Genomic DNA, 17,761 nt, shown 5'->3' with positions numbered 1-17,761 from the left:
TTTTGTCCACCGGAAGACCGCATTCGGCGGTCGCCCTCCGGTTCCGTCGCTTTTCCTCGCGGAGGAAACACCCTTGTCTGCTTCCCGCTGCACGTCGGCCGCCCTGGTCGTCGCGGCCGTCACCGCGACCTGCCTGCTGCCGGCCGTGCCGGCTTTCGCCGCCGGCTCGCCGCACATCCGGTTCTCCCAGCCGTACGTCCCCTCGATCGCCGCCGGAAAGACCGGCCGCGTGGTAATCGTGGCGGAGACGGACGGGGATCCGGCGCTCAGCAGCAGCTTCCGGATCACCGCGCCGGAGCGGACGACCTTCCCCGAGGCCCGCTTCTACTGGAACGGCGACCGTTCGGGGGCGCCCTGCACCCTCTCGGGCAACGCCCGCCAGCTGACCTGTGACGCCGGGACCCGGGCGGGCTTCGCCTTCCCGGCGGAGAGCGGCACCCGGCTGGGCGTACTCGTACGGGTGGACGCGGACGCTCCCGAGGGCACGACGCTCGACGGCGGCGAGTGGGCGGCCGGGGCAGGCTCCTCGCCCGGCCTGTACGCGGTGTCCACCCCGGTGACGGGCCCCAAGGGCGACGACGGGCAGGACGGCCACGACGGAAAGCCGGGCCACGACGGAAAGCCCGGTCACCACGGCAAGCCGGGCCGCCCCGGCCCCAAGGGCGACAAGGGCGACCAGGGCGAGCGGGGCGAGAAGGGCGAGCGCGGGGACCGCGGGGACCGCGGCGAGAAGGGTGACCGCGGCGAGAGGGGCGAGCACGGGCCGAAGGGTCCGCAGGGTCCCAAGGGCCACAAGGGACCGAAGGGCGACGCGGGACCGCAGGGTCCGAAGGGCGACCAGGGACCGGCCGGAGGCCCCCAGGGCCCGAAGGGCGAGACCGGGGCACCCGGCCCGAAGGGCGACACGGGCCCGGCGGGCGGCCCGAAGGGCGACACCGGGGCTCCCGGGCCGAAGGGCGACACGGGCAACCCCGGTCCGGCGGGACCGGCGGGAGTGCCCGGACCGGGCGGACCCCAGGGCCCCAAGGGCGACACCGGCCCGGCCGGCGGACCCAAGGGCGACAAGGGCGACAAGGGCGACCGGGGTGACCGCGGGAACACCGGCCCGGCCGGACCGACTGGTTCGCGCGGACCGGGCGGACCGAAGGGCGACCAGGGCAAGAAGGGCGACCGCGGCCCCGGCGGACCGAAGGGCGAGCAGGGCGAGAAGGGCAACCGCGGACCGGGCGGACCCAAGGGCGACCAGGGTCCGAGGGGTCCGCAGGGCCCGAAGGGCGACAAGGGCGACCAGGGCAAGCCCGGCAAGTGCAAGTGCGGCAAGGACCACGGCGGTAAGGACCACGGTGGCAAGGGCGACAAGCCCGGCAAGCCGACGGCCCGCATCGTCAGCGACAAGCTGCACGTCCGCACCGGCCCCGGCACGCACTACAAGAAGACCGGCGCGATCAAGCACGGCACCGAGGTCCAGGTGATGTGCAAGACCAACGGCACCTCGGTCGACGGCAACACCCTTTGGTACAAGCTCGCCGACGGCCGCGGCTGGATCGCCGCCCGCTACGCCGAGAACCTGAACCGCATCCCCTCCTGCTGACCCAGCCCCACCCACCCTTCGGTGCGCATCGAGGCCCCCGAGCCCCGGTGCGCACCGAAGTCGTTTCCGCCCCGCAGAAGACATCCGCACGGACGACGAAATCCGAAGCATCCCCCCACACGGACCGCTAATCCCAGCCATCAACAGGTAGTTGAACAAAAGAAACCGAAGAGTAGCCCTTGTGTCCCCACCGCCACCGCGGGCAAGATCTAGCCCTTGTACGCGGCTCAGAGGGGCACAGCCAGTGGTGAGCAAAAGGGCCGGCAGCGACGGGGGCGGCCTGCGCGCCGGCAGCCTGGGGACGCTCGACTCCATCGTCATGGCGGTCGCGGGCTGCGGGCCGGCGTACACCGTCGCCGCGACGATCCCCGCGCTCATCGCCGCCGTCGGGGTCGCGAGCCCCGCCGTGCTCCTGTACTGCGCGATACCGATGACCGGCATCGCGCTGGCCTTCCGCCATCTGGGACGCCTCGACGTCAACGCCGGGGCGAGCTACGCCTGGGTGGCGCGCACGCTGCACCCCTTCCTCGGCTTCCTCAGCGGCTGGGCCCTGGTCGTCGCCGCGACGGCCTTCCTCGTGTCGGCCACCCTCCCGGCCGGCAGCGCCACCCTCGCCCTCATCAGCCCCGAGCTGGCCTCGCACACCGGCCTGGCCACGGCCGTCGGCGCGGGCTGGTTCCTGCTCATGGCGGGCGTGGTGGCGCAGGGGGCCCGGATCAGCCCGTACACCCGCCGGATCCTGACCGGCCTGCAGCTCGTGCTGCTCCTGGCCTTCGCCGTCGCCGCCCTGGTCAAGGACGGGAACGCGGCGGACTTCTCGCTCTCCTGGTTCGGCTTCGGCCACTTCGACGCGTCGCACAGCTTCGTCGCCGGCGCGCTGATCGCGGGGGTCAGCTACTGGGGCTGGGACGTCTCCAGCAATCTCAACGAGGAGACCCGCACCAGTCGCCGTTCCTTCGGGCTCGGCGGCCTGATCGGCGTCGCACTGTCGTTCGCGATCTTCGTCGTCTTCACCATCGCCACCAACATCCTCATCGGGGCGGACGCGGTACGGAACAACCCCGACGGCTTCCTCTCCGTGCTCGGCGACGCCGTCTGGCCGGGCTGGGGCGGCCGGCTGCTCGTCCTCGCCGTCGTGCTGTCCATGATCGCCACCCTGGAGACGAGCCTCCTCCAGGCGACCCGCACGCTCTTCGCCATGGGCCGCGACCGCACCGTGCCCGCCGCGTTCGGCCGCATCCACCGCAACTGGCAGACGCCCTCCGTCGCCACGGCCACCGTGGCGGCCGTGGCCCTCCTGCTCGTCGCGGTGTCCGCCTCGGCCGGCTCCGGCACGCAGTTCGTACGGGACGCCGTCAGCGGCATCGGCCTGCACATCGCCTTCTACTACGCCCTCGCCGGACTCGCGGCCGTGGTCGCCTACCGCAAGGTGCTGTTCAGGTCCGTGGGCACCTTCCTCCTCGTCGGGCTGTGGCCGCTCGGCGGAGCCCTGTTCATGATCTGGATCTTCGCGATGTCGGTTCCGGAACTGACCGGCAGCGCCCTCGCCATCGGCCTGGGGGCACTCGCGCTGGGCCTGATCCCGATGACCTTCTCCCGGCTGCAGGGGGCCTCGTACTTCCGGCCCCGGCCGCTGGATCCCGAACAGGACGTCTTCTCCGAGGAACAGGGCTCCGGACCGGGCGGCGGACCCGGCCTCGCGGCGGCCGACCGGCGGGACGACGTGCTCACCGACTTCTGACGGCACGCAGAGCGCCGGCACCCGTGCCGCCCGCACCGGCGCCGGCACCGGCGCCGGCGCGCCCGTCGCCCCCGTCGTCCACCCCCACCGATCCGAGGAGTGTCCATGGCACCCTGGCCGCGCCGCCGCCGTTCCGGAGCACCGGTCTACGACCAGGCGTACGGCGACCGAGGCCTGGAACAGTGCCGTCAGGACATGGTGATGGGCCGCTGGGAAGGGGCCCGTGACCTGCTGGCCGAGCACCCCCGTGACGACTGGGACCGGCGCGCGCACCGCATCCGGCTGCTCGCGGACGCCGCGGCGAGCCGGCGCACCGTGGACGTCTGGTACGCCGCCGACCCGGCCGATCCGGACGCGGCCGTACTGCGTGCGGAGACCGAGGTGATGCGGACGTTCGCCGCGGCGCGCAGCGGGGCGATGCCCGCGAACGACAGCCTCGATCAGGTGGCCGGGCTGTGTCTGCGGGCCGCCGATCTGGCGCCCGAGGACCCGTACCCGTACGTCTCCCTCGTGACGCTCGCCAGGCTGTACGACCGCGGCGACCCGAACATGGGCCACTGGTGGAAGGAGCTCCGCGCCCGCGACCCCTACCACCGGGAAGCCCACCACCAGGCGCTGCGCTACCTCTCCCCGCGCTGGCACGGATCGAACGGCGAGGCCAACAACTTCGCCTGGGACGTGGCCGTCTACGCCCCGCCCGGTTCCCCGCTCGTGGTGCTGCCGCAGGTGGCGCGGGCGGAGCAGTACCGGCACCAGACGGAGGCGGAGGGGCGCACGGCGATCGGTCTGGCCTACCACTGGAGCGGGGACCGGGCGCGCTGGGACCTGCGCAACGCGCTGGACAACTGGATCGCCCACCGCACGGTGTCGTACGCCCAGGACGTCGCCGACCTGAACTACCTGGCCCACGGCCTGGTCCACGCGGGCATGGAGGCGCAGGCGCCGGCCGTCTTCGCCCTGCTGGACAACAGGGCCACGCGGGTCCCGTGGTCGTACAGCGGCGACGCGGAGAGCCTCTTCGTCCGCTGGCGGGACAAGGCGCTGGACCTGCCGGACCAGCGGCGGGTCTGAGACGCCGCTCCCCGGCCGTCGCGGTCCGATCGGTTTGTCAAGCCCCGAAAGTCAGGGGCATGACGCGGTGCGCCGGCCCGGGCTCAATGGAGGGGGGATCACGTAGAGCAGGTGACCACCCGCATCATCGGCCTTTCTCTCCGCCCTGTCCCTGTCTGCTCGCCGGAGGTGAACTCTCATGACCCACAGACCCCGCACACGACAACGGTTCGCCGTTCTCACCGCCTCGGCCGCCCTGGCCGCCACAGGCGCACTCCTGCCCTCCAACGCGTTCGCCGCGTCGACGGCGGCGCCGCAGGCCGACCCCACCAGCGTCACCGCGGCGGCATCCGGTCGCGACGGTCACCGCGATCGCGGTGACGACGGCTACCGCATCCGCTACTGCCATTGGCACCAGCGCTCCCACCACCAGAGCTGGGGCCGGTGGGACTGCCACACGTACTGGTACGGAAACGGTCACTGGAACGGCCATGGGAACGGTGACTGGAAGAACAACTGGAAGAACGACTGGAAGGGCGACTGGAGCGGCCACGACGGCCGCGGCCACCGTGCCTGATCCAGCCGGGCCGGAAGGCCGGATCCACACGCCGGACCGGGCGGCACGTCCGCCCGGTCCGGCTCCTCGACATCCCGTGGAAAAACTTCGGCGGTGATGTCGAGAACCCGTGCCGGGCTCCGTCTCCTCAGTGAGAGCGGCCAGAATGGGCCGCACCGCACCGAGGAGACCACCATGGCCAAGTACCTGCTTCTCAAGCACTACCGCGGCGCCCCGGCTTGCGCCAACGACGTCCCCATGAGCGAGTGGACTCCGGAGGAGATCACGGCCCACATCCAGTACATGCGCGACTTCGCGGACCGGCTGGAGGGCACCGGCGAGTTCGTCGACGGTCAGGCCCTCGCCCCCGAGGGGACCTGGGTCCGCTACGACGGCGAGGGCCGCCCGCCGGTCACCGACGGCCCCTTCGCCGAGACGAAGGACCTGATCGCCGGGTGGATGGTGATCGACGTCGACAGCTACGAGCGCGCCGTCGAGCTGGCCGGTGAGCTGTCGGCGGCTCCCGGGGCGGGCGGCAAGCCGATCCACGAGTGGCTGGAGCTGCGCCCGTTCCTGGCCGCGCCGCCCACCGTCCCCGAGTGCCACTGACGTGTCCATCGACGAGGCCCTCCTGCGGAGCCTCACCCCGAACGTCCTCGGAATCCTCGTCCGCCGCGGAGCAGACTTCGCGGCGGCCGAGGACGCCGTACAGGAGGCCCTGCTCGAAGCGGTCCGGGTCTGGCCCGAGGACCCTCCCCGGGATCCGAAGGCCTGGCTGGTCACGGTGGCCTGGCGACGGTTCCTCGACGCGACGCGGGCGGACACCGCCCGCCGCCGTCGTGAGGACCGGGTGGAGGAGGAGCCGGCGCCCGGCCCCGCGCCCGGGGTGGACGACACGCTCCAGCTCTACTTCCTGTGCGCGCACCCGTCGTTGACCCCGTCCTCCGCCGTCGCGCTCACCCTGCGCGCCGTCGGCGGACTCACGACGCGCCAGATCGCGGCGGCCTACCTCGTCCCCGAGGCGACCATGGCGCAGCGCATCAGCCGCGCCAAGCGCACCGTCTCCGACGTCCGCTTCGACAGCCCCGGCGACGTCGGCACGGTCCTGCGCGTCCTCTACCTGGTCTTCAACGAGGGCTACTCCGGCGACATAGACCTGGCCGCCGAGGCGATCCGTCTCACCCGCCGCCTGGCGGCCTCCATCGACCACCCCGAGGTGTCCGGGCTCCTCGCCCTGATGCTGCTCCACCACGCCCGGCGCGCGACGCGCACCACCCCCGACGGCAGCCTGATCCCCCTCGCCGAGCAGGACCGCGGCCGCTGGGACAAGGCGCTGATTGCGGAGGGGATCGGCATGCTCCATCCCGCTCTCGCCCGCGACCGACTGGGCGAGTTCCAGGCCCAAGCTGCCATCGCCGCCCTCCATGCCGACGCGCAGAGAACCGAGGAGACCGACTGGGTGCAGATCGTGGAGTGGTACGACGAGCTGGTCCGGCTGACCGACAGCCCGATCGCCCGCCTCAACCGCGCGGTGGCGGTCGGCGAGGCCGACGGCCCGCGCGCCGGCCTGGCGGCCCTCGCGGAACTGGACGCCACGCTCCCCCGCCACACGGCGGTGGCCGCGTACCTCCACGAACGCGACGGCGACCCGGCGACGGCGGCCCGCCTGTACGCCGAGGCGGCCCACCAGGCCCCCAACCTCGCGGAACGCGACCACCTGACCCGCCAGGCGGCCCGCCTGAACTCCGCCCGCCGGCGCGGCTGACGGCCGTCCGTCGGCGTGGTGTCCGAAACACCCCGTGCCGTCCGTGGCCGTTGTTACCCTCACTCCGCACTTGATCAACAGCGGCCAAAGCGGGGGAACATGCGAGCGGCGAGAACAATGGCGGGCGCCGTCCTGTCGGTCACCTTGGTGGCCGGTTGCAGCAGCACAGACAGCACGAACGGCACGGGCGGGGACGGCAAGGGCGCCTCCGGCGTCTTCGGCCAGCAGGACGCGGCAAAGGCGCCGGCCAAGCTGAGCGTGCCCCCGCAGTACGACGGGGCCAAGGGCTGGGACGAGACCCTCGGGTGGGTGCCCGATTCGGTGGGATCGCTGCCGTTCACGGACGTACCCCGCAGCGACATGGTCGCGATGCTCTACGGGTCCTCCGACGGCTACACCGTGCAGGCCAAGGCCGGCGCCGGCGGGAAGGTCGGCTGGAGCTCCGTCCCGTGGAAGGTCCCGACACCCGTCGGAGCCGCCGAGGGCGAGGCCTCGTCCGACGATGAGGTGGAGATCCCCGACCTGATGGGTTTCGAGCAGGACGGCCGAGGCTATGTCGTGGCGTGGGCCCACGGGATGAGCGGCAAGGACGCGCTGCACGAGGGCACCGAGGTGGTGCGCCTGGCGGTGTTCCCGTCCGACGCCTCGGGCTCGGGGGTCAAGCCCCTGCGGGAGGTGGACGTACCGGTGTCGGCGTCGCCGAACGAGGTCCGGGTCGGCGCGCACGGCGGGCGGCTGCTCGTCGCGTACGGGGACACCGGGCCGTACCCGCGCTCCGGGGCCACCGTGGACGTGACCACCGGGACCGTCACCCCGTACAAGGACCCGAACGGGCTCCTGCCCCAGTGCGCCCAGGCCGCCGCCTGCAAGAGCAGCCGGGTGATGGCGGTGAGCGCCGACGGCCCCCTGGTCTCGATGGGCCTCGGGCGCGGGTTCGGCATGCCGGGCCGCTGGTTCAGCGACACGGTCCGCCCCGACGGGGTGCAGCAGAAGGCCGGCATCCTCGACGACTGGAACGGCAGGGCGTACGGGGTGGCGGCCGGCCGTCTCCTCGCCTCGTGGGACAACGGAGGGAAGTACGACTCGGACAGTCCCGCCACCTGGTCGGTGCACGACGTACGGACCGGCGCCCTGCTGGCCCGTATGGAGTGCGCGTACAACGAGAAGCCCGACATCCTCGACCAGTCCCCCGACCACCGGACCTTCGCCTCCCCCTCGGGCCGCTACCTCGCGGCCGGCCCGGTCGCCTTCGACTTGGAGAAGAAGCGGGGCATCTGCCTGGCGGGTGACGGGAACCGCAAGACGATCAACCTCGCCTCGGTCCGTGACGACGGGACGGCCTACGGAGAGGTCGAGGAAGAAGTGGGCTCCGGCTCCGATGCGGTCGTCGCGCAGGTCGACCTCAACTCCGCCACCGGCGAGGCGAAGGTACTGGGCGCGGGTGTCAACGTCCCGCTCCTCACCGACGTGGGCGGCAGCGGTCTCTTCGTCACCCGCGACGAGAACAAGCGCGTACTGATCTCACTCCGCCGGGGCAACTGACCCGCCCAGGTACCCGGCGGCCCCGGCGACCGGCAGACTCGCCCAGGTCCGCGTCCCGCCGCCGGGCTCCCGGGACTCCCCGAACCCCCAGGCCCCGCCACAGTCCCGCACGACGGCGGCCATGACGCGCAGCGCGGCCCGTCGGCGGGCCTCGCAGTGGGCGGCGAGGCGGGGGTGGGCGTGGGCCGCGTGCCCGTCGTACACGGTGAGGCGCAGGGCCCCCTCGCGGTGGCGGAGGGCGAGGTAGAGGCTCCGACCGGGGTCCAAGTACCACGCCGCCGCGATGAGTTCACCGACGACCTGCACGGCGGCGGGCACGACCCCGTCGAGGCGATGTGCGTGCAGGACGGACCGTACGGTGCTGCGCGCGATCTGGGCGCTGTAGGGCTCCCCGGGCACGGTCAGGCTGCACGACAGCCCGTCGGGGGACGGCGGCTCGTCGCTCGGCGGGCAAGCGTCGAAGCAGCCGGGGCTGGGGGCCATGAAGGGGCTGAGCATGACGGACTCCCTGTCGTGAGCTCGGTTGCTCTCGCGTTGCGTGGGGGCAGTGGCTCGTCGCCGAGGCCGAGGCCGAGGCATGCTGCGGCGATGCACTTCCAACTCCCTTGCGTGAGCGGTGCACTACTCAAGGTAGCGAACCGGGTGGACAATTGACCACCTCAGTTCGGAAGTTGAGCCACTGTGGATCTGCGGGCTGTCGGCACGGCAGACTGCACCCATGCCCCCGAGGACCTCGCCGACCGAACGACAGAAGCGACTGGGTGCCGAGCTGCGCAGGTTGAGGCTGGCAGCAGACGTCTCCGCCGAGTCCGCCGCAGGACTGCTAGGTGTCGACCGCTCCAAGATCTCGGCCATCGAGCAGGGGATCCGCACCATCAGCGAGGAGCGACTCCGGTCGCTGGCCTGCCATTGCGACTGCGCTGACGAGCGGTACATCGACGCACTTGTCGCCATGGCCCAGCCGCAGAAACGGGGGTGGTGGGAGCGCTATCGGGGCGCTCTGTCCTCCGCGATACTCGACATCGCGGAACTGGAGTCCTACGCCACCCGGATCCGGTGCGCACATTCGGTGCACATTCCGGGGCTCCTGCAAACCAGCGATCACGCACTCGCCATCTTCCGGTTCGCAGTACCGGCCCTCCCGGAACCCGAGGCCGCACTCCGCCTGGCGCACAGACTGGAGCGCCAACAGGTACTGGAAGGTGGATCAGCACCGGCGTACGTCGCGATCCTGCATGAAGCGGCATTGCGGATGCAGTTCGGTGGACGCCAGGTCGCGCGGGCGCAACTGGAGCACCTACTCCAGGTCTCCGAGCAGGACAACATCGCCGTCCGTGTTCTCCCCTTCGAGGCGGGAGGATTCCCCGGAGCCGGGCAGACGGTCAACTACCTGGAGGGGCCGGTCCCCCAGCTCGACACCGTGCAGAGCGACACCACACATGGCCCCGACTTCCTCCACAACGAGGCCCAACTATCCAAATACCGCGCCCAACTGGACTGGACGGAACGGCTCAGCCTTTCGCCCGCCAAGTCACGCGACTTCATCCACGGCCTGGCGCGCCAACTGTGAGGCGAACGATGACCAACATCACCTGGGAAGACCCCTACTGCGCTGAGGCCAGCGCCTGTTACCGAATCGGGGTGGACGGGGACGGCAACAGCTACATAGCCCTGTCCGGCCAGGAGCACACCTACCTCACGGACACCCGCGAGGCATTGCACCAGCTGATCCGGGACATCAAGGCCGGCAAGGCCGACCACCTGCTGACGGACTGACCCCGCCCCCGCCAGCGCGGGTGACGGGGCCCCGCTCTACTTGATGCTGCGCGGGAAGGTGATCTCCACGCGGCGGTTCTTCTTGCGGCCTTCCTCGGTGCCGTTGTCGGCGATCGGGTAGTCCTCGCTGTAGCCGCGTACGTCGAAGGTGACGCTGGGATTGGTCACCGTCTTCGCCAGCTCGGCCTGGACCGCGTCGGCACGCTTCTTGGAGAGTTCCTTGCCGTGCTCGTAGCTGCCCTGGTCGTCGGTGAAACCGAAGATCCGGACGGTGGTGGCCTTCTGGGTGTTAATCTCCTGCGCGATGGCCTGGATACGGGCGGCGGCCTGGGCGTTGAAGATGGCACTGTCCTCGGGGAACATCACCTCGGACTGGAGCGCCATCATGACGGTCTGGTTCGTCTCCTGGCGCCGCTCCTCGCCGCCGATGTCTTCGACTACCTCCACCATGTCCAGCACCTTGGGGGGTGCGAGGACACCGCCTTGCGGGAGTTTCAGACCAGGAGAGTCAGCTTTGACAGGCACAGGGGCCGAGGCCGAGGCCTGTGTCCCGGGAGGTACAGACGGCGTTACGTCATCCGCCTGCGCGCTGGTCGCGCCGATGAAGTGGACGCCCGCGATGATGAGACCGGCGACGGCCGTGGCAGCGGAAGTGCGATGGCGTTTGGTCATGGGGTCACCCGGATATTTTGATGGTGGCCGCGGCAAAGGTCGGCAGACCGAACACGACCTCGGTGGTGGTGGCTGGTGGTGCGGGGAACTGAGCGAAGAAGCCGGCGCTCTCCCCGCTCTTGATGAACGCGAGACCGGTAGTGCATGCACAACGTCCCTCCGTGTCACGCAGCACGAGGTAACGCTTCTTGCCCACGGCGTCGACCAAACTTGCGCCGGCAACCGACGCGGGACTGGCAGTCTTCTCATCACCGCGCAAGGGCCCGATGTTGGAGAACGTGGTGGAACCTGTGTTCTTGATCTGACCGCTGACGGTGACGTACCCATCTTGGTCGCGTACAGCCGAATTTAGCTCCACGACAACGCCGGACGGCCCTTGCGCCGTAGCGATCACCTCGAGAGGCCCCGAGCCCTTACTTGCCGTGGGCGCGGGCTGCTGAGGGCTACTTTCCTGACTCTGGGGAGTCGCGGACTTCGTCGGCTCCTTCGCTTTCTCGCCACCTCCGCCGCACCCGGCCAACGCGAGGGCCAAGACCGCCGCAACCACAACGGCCGCTCCCCCGCGGACCTTCGCCTTCTGCCGCATGCTCATGTACGCCGTTTCCTTGTCTCTCGTTCGATGTCAGTCGGCCAGTCGCACAACGAAGAGTTTCCTCGCCAGCTTGTACAAAGACCCAGGATCTGACGGATTCACGATGATCACCGATCCGTCCCGGCACTGAATGTCGACAGGGCCGCCACCCTCGGGTGGTGGCGGGGTGGGCGCGGGTTGCAGGGAACACCGTGGTTCGATCAGGGCCGTTGCAGTGGCGCGGCCATGCACGTTCTCGGTCCCGGGGACGACCGAATCCCCGACTGTGCCGTTGGTCGTCACCGAGACGGTGAACTCCGGGACGTCGAAGTCGCATGCCGCAGTGGCGTCGTTCGTGCCGGCGAAGGCAGTCGCCTTGGCACAAGCCCCTTCGGTATCGAAGTGACGACCCCTGATGATCTCCTCCCAGTCCTCCGGTGTGAGAGTGAGGAGATTCCTGCCCCTGAACGCGTTGTCCCTGACCTCCTGGGCAGCCGCGAGCGCCGCTGCGTCGGCGGCGCCCTGCGCATCGCTGCGCGTGGCCCCCGCCATCCCGACGACGACGAAGGCCAACGCAGCAAAGAGCAGACATGCCATCATCGCGGCGTAGAAGGGGAGAACTTGCCCCGCGTCACGCGACACCGCCCTGGCCATCAGGACGTGATGTCCGCCAAGACCGCTGAGATGGCGGCCGCAATGTTGGCCGCGAGTCCAGACCCGATGATCGCCGCGATGATCAACGCAATGATCACGATGATCCCCAGGTACTCGAAGACCGTCTGCCCCTCGTCCCCACCCCGCCGCATCCGGTTCTTCCGCTCGACGATCGCCTTGAGCAGCTTGAGGTTCTGCATGGGAGTCCTCTCCAGAGCCGGCGCCGATATCGGTTCGCGGACGGTACGTCGACACACCAGCAGTTGCAAAGGGTCCCGGGACCCAATTACGGACCCACTGCGCACTCCGTCTACCCATGGCCAGCCACCCCCGGACGGGCGGTTCCCAGCCAACGGGCTATCGCCTCGCTGCGCGTGGCGGTCTGGAGCTTCGCGAAGATCCGGTTGATGTGGTTCTTGACCGTCTTCTCACTGATAAAGCAACTGGCTGCGATCTGCTGGTTACTCATACCGGAAGCGATGAGATCCATGACCTCCTCCTCACGTGAACTCAGCCCGAACACAGCATGGTTGGGAAGACGCTCCGTCGACTGTCCCACAGTTCGTTGCTGGTGCGAAGAGGTCCGCAGTTCCGCGAGCACCGCACTCGCCGCCGTCGGGCTGAAATGCGCCCGCCCGGCGCGGACGTCGCGGACGGCTGCGACGAGGTAGTCCGGCGTGAATTCGCCGTGCACCAGATAGCCACCCGCACCCAACAACAGCGCCTCGCGGACGATCTCCGACTCCTGGCTGTACGTCAGCATCAGCACGGGCGCGAGCTGTACGAGGTGGGGCAGTGCAGAGATGCCGTCCACCCCCGGCATCCGGACGTCCAGCAGGACCACATCAGGCGCATGGAGCCGGGTCAGATGCAGCGCCTCGCGGCCGTCCACCGCCTCGGCCGCCACCTGGATCCCCTCCGCGGCAGCCAGGAGGGCCGCCAGACCTGCCCGTACGACCGGGTTGTCGTCGGCGATGAGTACGCGCAGCGGCGCCATCACACACCACCCCCCAGAGCGAGGGCCGCCAGCGGAAGGGCCAGCCGGACCTGCGTCCCCGGCTGCCCACCCGGGCGGGCTCCGATGTGCAGACGGGCACCGATCGCGGCTGCTCGCTCCGCCATGCCCACCAAGCCGAAACGGCCCGTGCCGGACAGCGACGTAAGGTCAACATCGCCCGGAAGCCCGCGTCCGTCGTCTTCGATCACCAGTACCAAGTCAGGGGCAGCCACAGCCGCCTCGACGGTGATCCGCGCGGCTCCCGCATGCCGCCGGGCATTCTCCAGGGCCTCCCCCGCCACCGCCAGCAGGTGCCGGGCCACTGGGGAGGGGACCACCGGGAGCGTGCCCGTCAGGCGCAGCTCAGCCTCGCCCGGGGCTATCCGGGCCTGGAGTTCCGAGGCCAGTGACACCCCCGGCGCGTCCGGGTCCCGGCGCAGGTCGGTCAGTACGTCCCGGGACTCCGCGACCGCACGGCGGGCCGCGCCGGATATCAGGGCGGCCTGTCGGCGGAGGGCCGCCGGGTCGGAGGTTCGGGTCAGGGCTTCGGCGGCGAGGGCCAGACCGTGCAGGGTCTTCGCGACGGAGTCGTGCAACTCTCTTGCCAGGTGGTCCCGTTCGACCTGTACTGCCTCCGCCACCGCCTGGCGGGCCTTCGTCTCCAGCAGGGCCTCGCCGGCCGTCCCGAAACGGAGGAACAGGCCGCGCAGGCTCGCCCCGGCCGCGCCCGCCAGGACGCAGCACACCGCCAGAACCAGTGCCTCGGCTACGACCGCCACCACGGCCGCCTGGACGATCGCGTAGACGGCCGCGCCGCCCCGGGCGTAGACGATCCCGGCCAGCAGCGGGGTGCACACCGAGGCGAGGAGGAGCGGCGAGCTGGTGCCGGGGGTGGCCGTCAGGAACAGGAGCCCGCCGAAGAACATCCAGTCGACCGCCAGCGGCCAGCGGTGGCGCAGGAGCAGCGGTCCGAAGCGCTCCCATTCGCGGAACAGGACGTAGGACAGCAGGAAGGTGAGGAGGACCGCGCCGCCTGCCAGGTGCGTCGGTGCCCCGGGTGCCGTGCGGCTGAGCACGACCGGGGTCCCGAGGGCGATCATCACGAGGCGAAACGCGAAGACCTGGCGGCACAGCGCCTGCAGGGCATTGACCTGGAGGGAAATCGGCAACCGCACTGCGGAGCCTGCGGACGGGCGGTCCCGGGCGGCGGCAGACGTCGTGACGTCCAGAGAGGCCGTCATGGCTCAGCCGCCCCCGAACAGATCGCTGAAGTCGACGTCCGCTCCATACACGAACCCGCCGATCAACAGGATCATCGTGCCGGGCAGCATGAAGGTGGTGACGGCGAAGGTCGCCCTCGGGACGGCCCTGGCGGCCCGTCGGCGGGCGTTCTGGGCATCGGTGCGGCGCATGTCCTCGGCGATTGCAATCAGGGTGTCGACGATCGGGGAGCCGAGTTCCTCGCCCTGCTGGAGGGCGGTGACGAACTGCGCCACCTGCTCCGAGTCATTGCGTCGGCGCAGCTCGTCGAAGGCCTGACGGCGGCTGACCCCCATGGTCATCTGCTGCAAGGTGATCCTGATCTCGTCGGACCACGGGCCCTCGTACTTGTCCGCCACCCGTTCCAGCGCGGGCCGGAAGCCGATCCCCGCGCTGACGACCACGGCCAATACGTCCAGGAAGTCCGGCAGGGTCCGCTCGATGTGATCGCGGCGGATCCGGATCGCCGACCAGAGACCGGCCTCGATCCAGAAGATCCCGAAGGCGACCATGACCAGCGCCAGGACCAACTGCCCGTTGATCAGCATGGCGAAGGCCCCCACACCACCCAGGAGAGCATAGACGGCACGGCGTGCGGCGTAGCGGTCGATGGTCAGGCCGGACGGGTTTCCGGCCCTGTCGATCTGGCGGCGTTTGCGTGCCACCCTGTCCGGGCCCATCAGGCGCAGTATCAGCGGCGCGTAGCGGATTCCGGCGCGGTCGATGAGCGAGCCGACGGCCGTCGTACGGGTGGCGCCGACCTCCAGGGCCAGCATCAGGTCGCTCGGGAGCTTGGTGTCGGCGCGGTAGAGCCGGATGCCGTGGAACACGCCGAAGACCGACAGGGCCACGGCCAGGGCCAGGAGCAGCGCGATCATTCCGGCCTCCTCAGACGGCGATCTTGGTCAGGCGGCGGATGAAGACGAAGCCGAGCGCGAAGAGCCCCAGCGCGACCAGGACGGCGCTCTGCCCGACGACGGACCCCGTCATGCGGTCCAGCGCGCCGGGCATCATCGCGTCCACCAGGAGGAGCGAGCCGACGCCCATGACGGGTACCAGGTACGCCGTGACCGTCACCTGGGACAGCTGCGTACGGACCTCACGGCGGGTCTCCTTCCGCTGCTCCAGCGTCACCGTCAGGTTGCGCAGGCTGCCCACGATCGCGCCGCCCGCGCGGGCAGACAGGACAAGGGTGGAGACCAGGACGACCAGTTCCCGCGAAGGCAGCCGTTCCTCGATCTCGCCCAGAGCTTCTTCCATGGGGTGGCCGACCGCGAGCCGGTCGGCCACTCGCGCCAGCTCCTCGCCGGCCGGTGCGTCCAGTTCCTCGGCGGCCATGCCGATGGCCGTGCGCAGAGCCAGGCCGGCCTGTGTGGCGTTGGCGAGGATCCGGGCCACGTCGGGGAGCTGGTTGATGAACCGCTCGGTGCGGCGCGACCGCTGCCAGTTGAGGAAGGCGTTGGCCCCCCACAGGGCGATCAGGCCGGCCACCGGACCGAAGAAGGGTGCCAGGAAGGAGGCCGCGACCAGCCAGATCCCGGCGACCGCGGCCAGCATGTAGACGAAGTACTCGCCGACGGTGAGGTCGAGTCCGGTCACCGCGAGCTTGCGCCCGATGCCGCGGCCCAGCCTGGTCTTGCGCAGGCGCCGGTCCACGCCCGGGAACCGGCGCGTGCGACCGAGGGTCGCCGGCAGACCGGTCGCCGAGAGGCGCTCGATGAGCGCAGCGCGCTGGGCGCGGCCCGTCGAGTAGGCGTGGATGCCGAGGACCGCCAGGACGCAGGTCAGCAGCGTGGCGCCGAGGGTGAGCGAGATCAGTGGGTTCACAGGGCGGTCCGGGTGATGCGGGCGGGGAGGGGGCCGGTGAGCGGGTCGGTGAAGGGTGCGTCAGCCGGTGCGACCCCGAAGGCCTGTGGGATCGGCTGGTTGTTCATGTAGAGGCGGTCGGCGAGCCAGCGCGGCAGCGGGTAGTACTCGAAGCGGCCGTGGACGCGGCCGTCGGGTCCCATGGGCTGAGCCGCGAAGCGGCACACCGTCGTGATCCGGAAGGGCTCGCGGCCGTGGGAGTCGAGGAGGGAGATCTCGGTGATGCGGCGCATGCCGTCGCCGAAGCGGGTCAGCTGGACGATGACGTTGACGGCGCTGTTGATCTGGTCCTGGAGGGCCTCGAAGGGGACCTCGACCTCCGACATCGAGGCGAGGGTCTGCAGGCGCATCAGGGCGTCGATGGCACTGTTCGCGTGCACGGTGGCAAGCGAACCGTCGTGGCCGGTGGACATCGCCTGGAGCATGTCGAGCGTCTCGCCGCCGCGGACCTCGCCGACGATGATGCGGTCGGGGCGCATGCGCAGGGAGTTGCGGACCAGGTCGCGGATGGTGATCTGGCCCTTGCCCTCCACGTTAGGCGGGCGGGACTCGAGCCGGATGACGTGTGCCTGCTGGAGCTGGAGCTCGGCGGAGTCCTCGATCGTGATGATGCGCTCGCCCTCCGGGATCAGGCCGGAGAGGGCATTGAGGAGGGTGGTCTTGCCGGTGCCGGTGGCCCCGGAGACGATCACGTTCAGCTTGGCCGTGACCAGGCCCGACAGCAGGAGCAGCATCTGCTCGTCCAGCGAACCGAGGCCGATCATCTCGTGCAGGGTGAAGGCTCGAGGGAAGCGGCGGATCGTGAGGGTGGCGCCGGTCAGCGAGAGCGGCGGGATGATCACGTTGACGCGCTCGCCGCTGGGCAGGCGGGCGTCGACCATCGGATTCGCTTCGTCCACACGGCGGTTGACCGTGGAGACGATGCGCTCGATGGTCTGCATCAGCTGCTCGTGCGAGGCGAAGCGGAGAGGGAGCTGCTCCACGCGGCCGGAGCGCTCCACGAAGATCTGGTCGGGGCCGTTGACCATGATCTCGGAGATGGTGGGGTCTTCGAGGAGCGGTTCGAGCACGCCGAGGCCGAGGGCCTCGTCCACGACGCGGCGGATGAGCTGGGCGCGCTCGGCGGTGGAGAGGACCGGTCCCTCGCGGCTGATGATGTGGCCGAGTACGCGCTCCAGGCGCGCTCGGCGCTCGGCCGGCGCGAGCGCGGACATCTCGGCGAGGTCGATCTCCTCCAGCAGCTTCGCGCGGTATGAGGAGACCAGGCGGCCGTCCTCGCGCGGGTTGTGGCGGTCGTCGGGGGTGTTCACCCTGGAACGCAGGCTCATGGTCCGGTCACCTCGGGGTCGTCGTTGGGCATGACGGCGCTCCGGGTGACTGGAAGGTCGCCCATCCCCGGAATGATCGATTCGATCGTGAGGGTCACCGTCATCCTGACCGCGTCCCGGGTCTTGGTCGGCTCGATCTCCGCTCCCGCGGCGAGGCTCGGCGAGATCGCCTGCAGGCCGGCAGCCACACCCGCACCCGGATCGCGCGCCTCCGCGCGCGCCGCCGCACGGGCGGCGGTCTGGGCCTGCTGGACCACGTACGCGGACCAGCCCAGCTGGATGCCGCCGAGCGCGACCAGCAGCAGGATGGGGAGGAAACCGATGTACTCCAGGGCGACTTGGCCCTGGTCACGATCGCCGCGGCGGACACCACAGATCCGGATCCGGTTCAT

The 17,761-nt window shown here is 70.5% G+C and carries 20 protein-coding genes; 9 read left to right on the top strand and 11 right to left on the bottom strand.

Annotated elements, in window-relative coordinates:
- Positions 1-73 precede the first annotated feature (73 nt).
- The 7 genes from ACFYM0_RS18660 (at position 74) to ACFYM0_RS18630 (ending at position 8,245) form a co-directional block, all read left to right on the top strand.
- Positions 74-1,591, top strand: a complete 1,518-nt coding sequence (locus ACFYM0_RS18660) for an SH3 domain-containing protein (protein ID WP_388502534.1) — start codon at positions 74-76, stop codon at positions 1,589-1,591.
- 319 nt (positions 1,592-1,910) lie between these two features.
- Complete coding sequence (locus ACFYM0_RS18655; RefSeq protein ID WP_388503023.1) at positions 1,911-3,332, top strand: APC family permease; 1,422 nt, start codon at positions 1,911-1,913, stop codon at positions 3,330-3,332.
- Between the two features lie 105 nt (positions 3,333-3,437).
- Positions 3,438-4,403: a hypothetical protein gene (locus tag ACFYM0_RS18650; RefSeq protein WP_388502532.1), complete on the top strand. Its 966-nt coding sequence runs from the start codon at positions 3,438-3,440 to the stop codon at positions 4,401-4,403.
- A 178-nt stretch (positions 4,404-4,581) separates the two neighbouring features.
- Positions 4,582-4,959 (top strand): hypothetical protein, encoded by a 378-nt coding sequence (locus ACFYM0_RS18645; protein WP_388502530.1) that lies wholly within the window; start codon positions 4,582-4,584, stop codon positions 4,957-4,959.
- A 174-nt stretch (positions 4,960-5,133) separates the two neighbouring features.
- On the top strand, positions 5,134-5,547 hold the full coding sequence (locus ACFYM0_RS18640) for a YciI family protein (protein WP_250742811.1): 414 nt from the start codon (positions 5,134-5,136) through the stop codon (positions 5,545-5,547).
- A 7-nt stretch (positions 5,548-5,554) separates the two neighbouring features.
- The gene (locus ACFYM0_RS18635; protein ID WP_388503021.1) at positions 5,555-6,703 is read left to right on the top strand and encodes an RNA polymerase sigma factor; all 1,149 of its coding nucleotides are present in this window, start codon (positions 5,555-5,557) and stop codon (positions 6,701-6,703) included.
- A gap of 117 nt (positions 6,704-6,820) precedes the next feature.
- Positions 6,821-8,245 (top strand): hypothetical protein, encoded by a 1,425-nt coding sequence (locus ACFYM0_RS18630; RefSeq protein ID WP_388502527.1) that lies wholly within the window; start codon positions 6,821-6,823, stop codon positions 8,243-8,245.
- On the opposite strand, the gene ACFYM0_RS18625 is transcribed toward ACFYM0_RS18630, so the two are convergent.
- Positions 8,225-8,743, bottom strand: a complete 519-nt coding sequence (locus ACFYM0_RS18625; RefSeq protein ID WP_388502525.1) for an ATP-binding protein — start codon at positions 8,741-8,743, stop codon at positions 8,225-8,227. The two genes, ACFYM0_RS18630 and ACFYM0_RS18625, sit on opposite strands and share 21 nt — an antisense overlap.
- 220 nt (positions 8,744-8,963) lie before the next feature.
- Between ACFYM0_RS18625 and ACFYM0_RS18620 the strand changes: the two genes are divergently transcribed.
- Positions 8,964-9,815 carry a helix-turn-helix domain-containing protein gene (locus tag ACFYM0_RS18620; protein WP_388502523.1) on the top strand — a complete coding sequence of 284 codons (852 nt, stop codon included), beginning with the start codon at positions 8,964-8,966 and terminating at the stop codon, positions 9,813-9,815.
- A gap of 8 nt (positions 9,816-9,823) precedes the next feature.
- Positions 9,824-10,021: a hypothetical protein gene (locus ACFYM0_RS18615; RefSeq protein ID WP_388502521.1), complete on the top strand. Its 198-nt coding sequence runs from the start codon at positions 9,824-9,826 to the stop codon at positions 10,019-10,021.
- 36 nt (positions 10,022-10,057) lie between these two features.
- On the opposite strand, the gene ACFYM0_RS18610 is transcribed toward ACFYM0_RS18615, so the two are convergent.
- The 10 genes from ACFYM0_RS18610 to ACFYM0_RS18565 all read right to left on the bottom strand — a co-directional run bounded on the left by ACFYM0_RS18610 (position 10,058) and on the right by ACFYM0_RS18565 (position 17,761).
- On the bottom strand, positions 10,058-10,693 hold the full coding sequence (locus tag ACFYM0_RS18610) for an OmpA family protein (protein ID WP_388502520.1): 636 nt from the start codon (positions 10,691-10,693) through the stop codon (positions 10,058-10,060).
- Between the two features lie 4 nt (positions 10,694-10,697).
- Entirely contained in the window at positions 10,698-11,285 is a 588-nt protein-coding gene (locus ACFYM0_RS18605; RefSeq protein WP_388502517.1) for a hypothetical protein, read from the bottom strand.
- Between the two features lie 30 nt (positions 11,286-11,315).
- A complete protein-coding gene (locus ACFYM0_RS18600) occupies positions 11,316-11,918 on the bottom strand; it encodes a pilus assembly protein TadG-related protein (protein ID WP_388502515.1) in 603 nt (200 codons plus the stop codon).
- Complete coding sequence (locus tag ACFYM0_RS18595; protein WP_388502513.1) at positions 11,918-12,118, bottom strand: hypothetical protein; 201 nt, start codon at positions 12,116-12,118, stop codon at positions 11,918-11,920. The genes ACFYM0_RS18600 and ACFYM0_RS18595 overlap by 1 nt, the downstream gene beginning before the upstream one ends.
- 110 nt (positions 12,119-12,228) lie before the next feature.
- On the bottom strand, positions 12,229-12,915 hold the full coding sequence (locus tag ACFYM0_RS18590; protein ID WP_388502511.1) for a response regulator: 687 nt from the start codon (positions 12,913-12,915) through the stop codon (positions 12,229-12,231).
- On the bottom strand, positions 12,915-14,156 hold the full coding sequence (locus ACFYM0_RS18585) for a sensor histidine kinase (RefSeq protein WP_388502508.1): 1,242 nt from the start codon (positions 14,154-14,156) through the stop codon (positions 12,915-12,917). Before ACFYM0_RS18585 ends, ACFYM0_RS18590 begins: the two co-directional genes overlap by 1 nt.
- Positions 14,157-14,159: 3 nt before the next feature.
- Entirely contained in the window at positions 14,160-15,050 is an 891-nt protein-coding gene (locus ACFYM0_RS18580) for a DUF5936 domain-containing protein (RefSeq protein WP_388503018.1), read from the bottom strand.
- Positions 15,051-15,063: 13 nt separating this feature from the next.
- On the bottom strand, positions 15,064-16,002 hold the full coding sequence (locus ACFYM0_RS18575; RefSeq protein WP_388502506.1) for a type II secretion system F family protein: 939 nt from the start codon (positions 16,000-16,002) through the stop codon (positions 15,064-15,066).
- Positions 15,999-17,369, bottom strand: a complete 1,371-nt coding sequence (locus tag ACFYM0_RS18570; RefSeq protein WP_388502504.1) for a CpaF family protein — start codon at positions 17,367-17,369, stop codon at positions 15,999-16,001. Before ACFYM0_RS18570 ends, ACFYM0_RS18575 begins: the two co-directional genes overlap by 4 nt.
- On the bottom strand, positions 17,366-17,761 hold the full coding sequence (locus tag ACFYM0_RS18565) for a TadE/TadG family type IV pilus assembly protein (RefSeq protein WP_388502502.1): 396 nt from the start codon (positions 17,759-17,761) through the stop codon (positions 17,366-17,368). Before ACFYM0_RS18565 ends, ACFYM0_RS18570 begins: the two co-directional genes overlap by 4 nt.

The sequence above is a fragment of the Streptomyces sp. NPDC006487 genome (assembly GCF_042870555.1).
Lineage (GTDB): Bacteria > Actinomycetota > Actinomycetes > Streptomycetales > Streptomycetaceae > Streptomyces.
The sequence above is the reverse complement of the archived record's forward strand: the minus strand, read 5'-3'. Positions and strand labels throughout refer to the sequence as shown.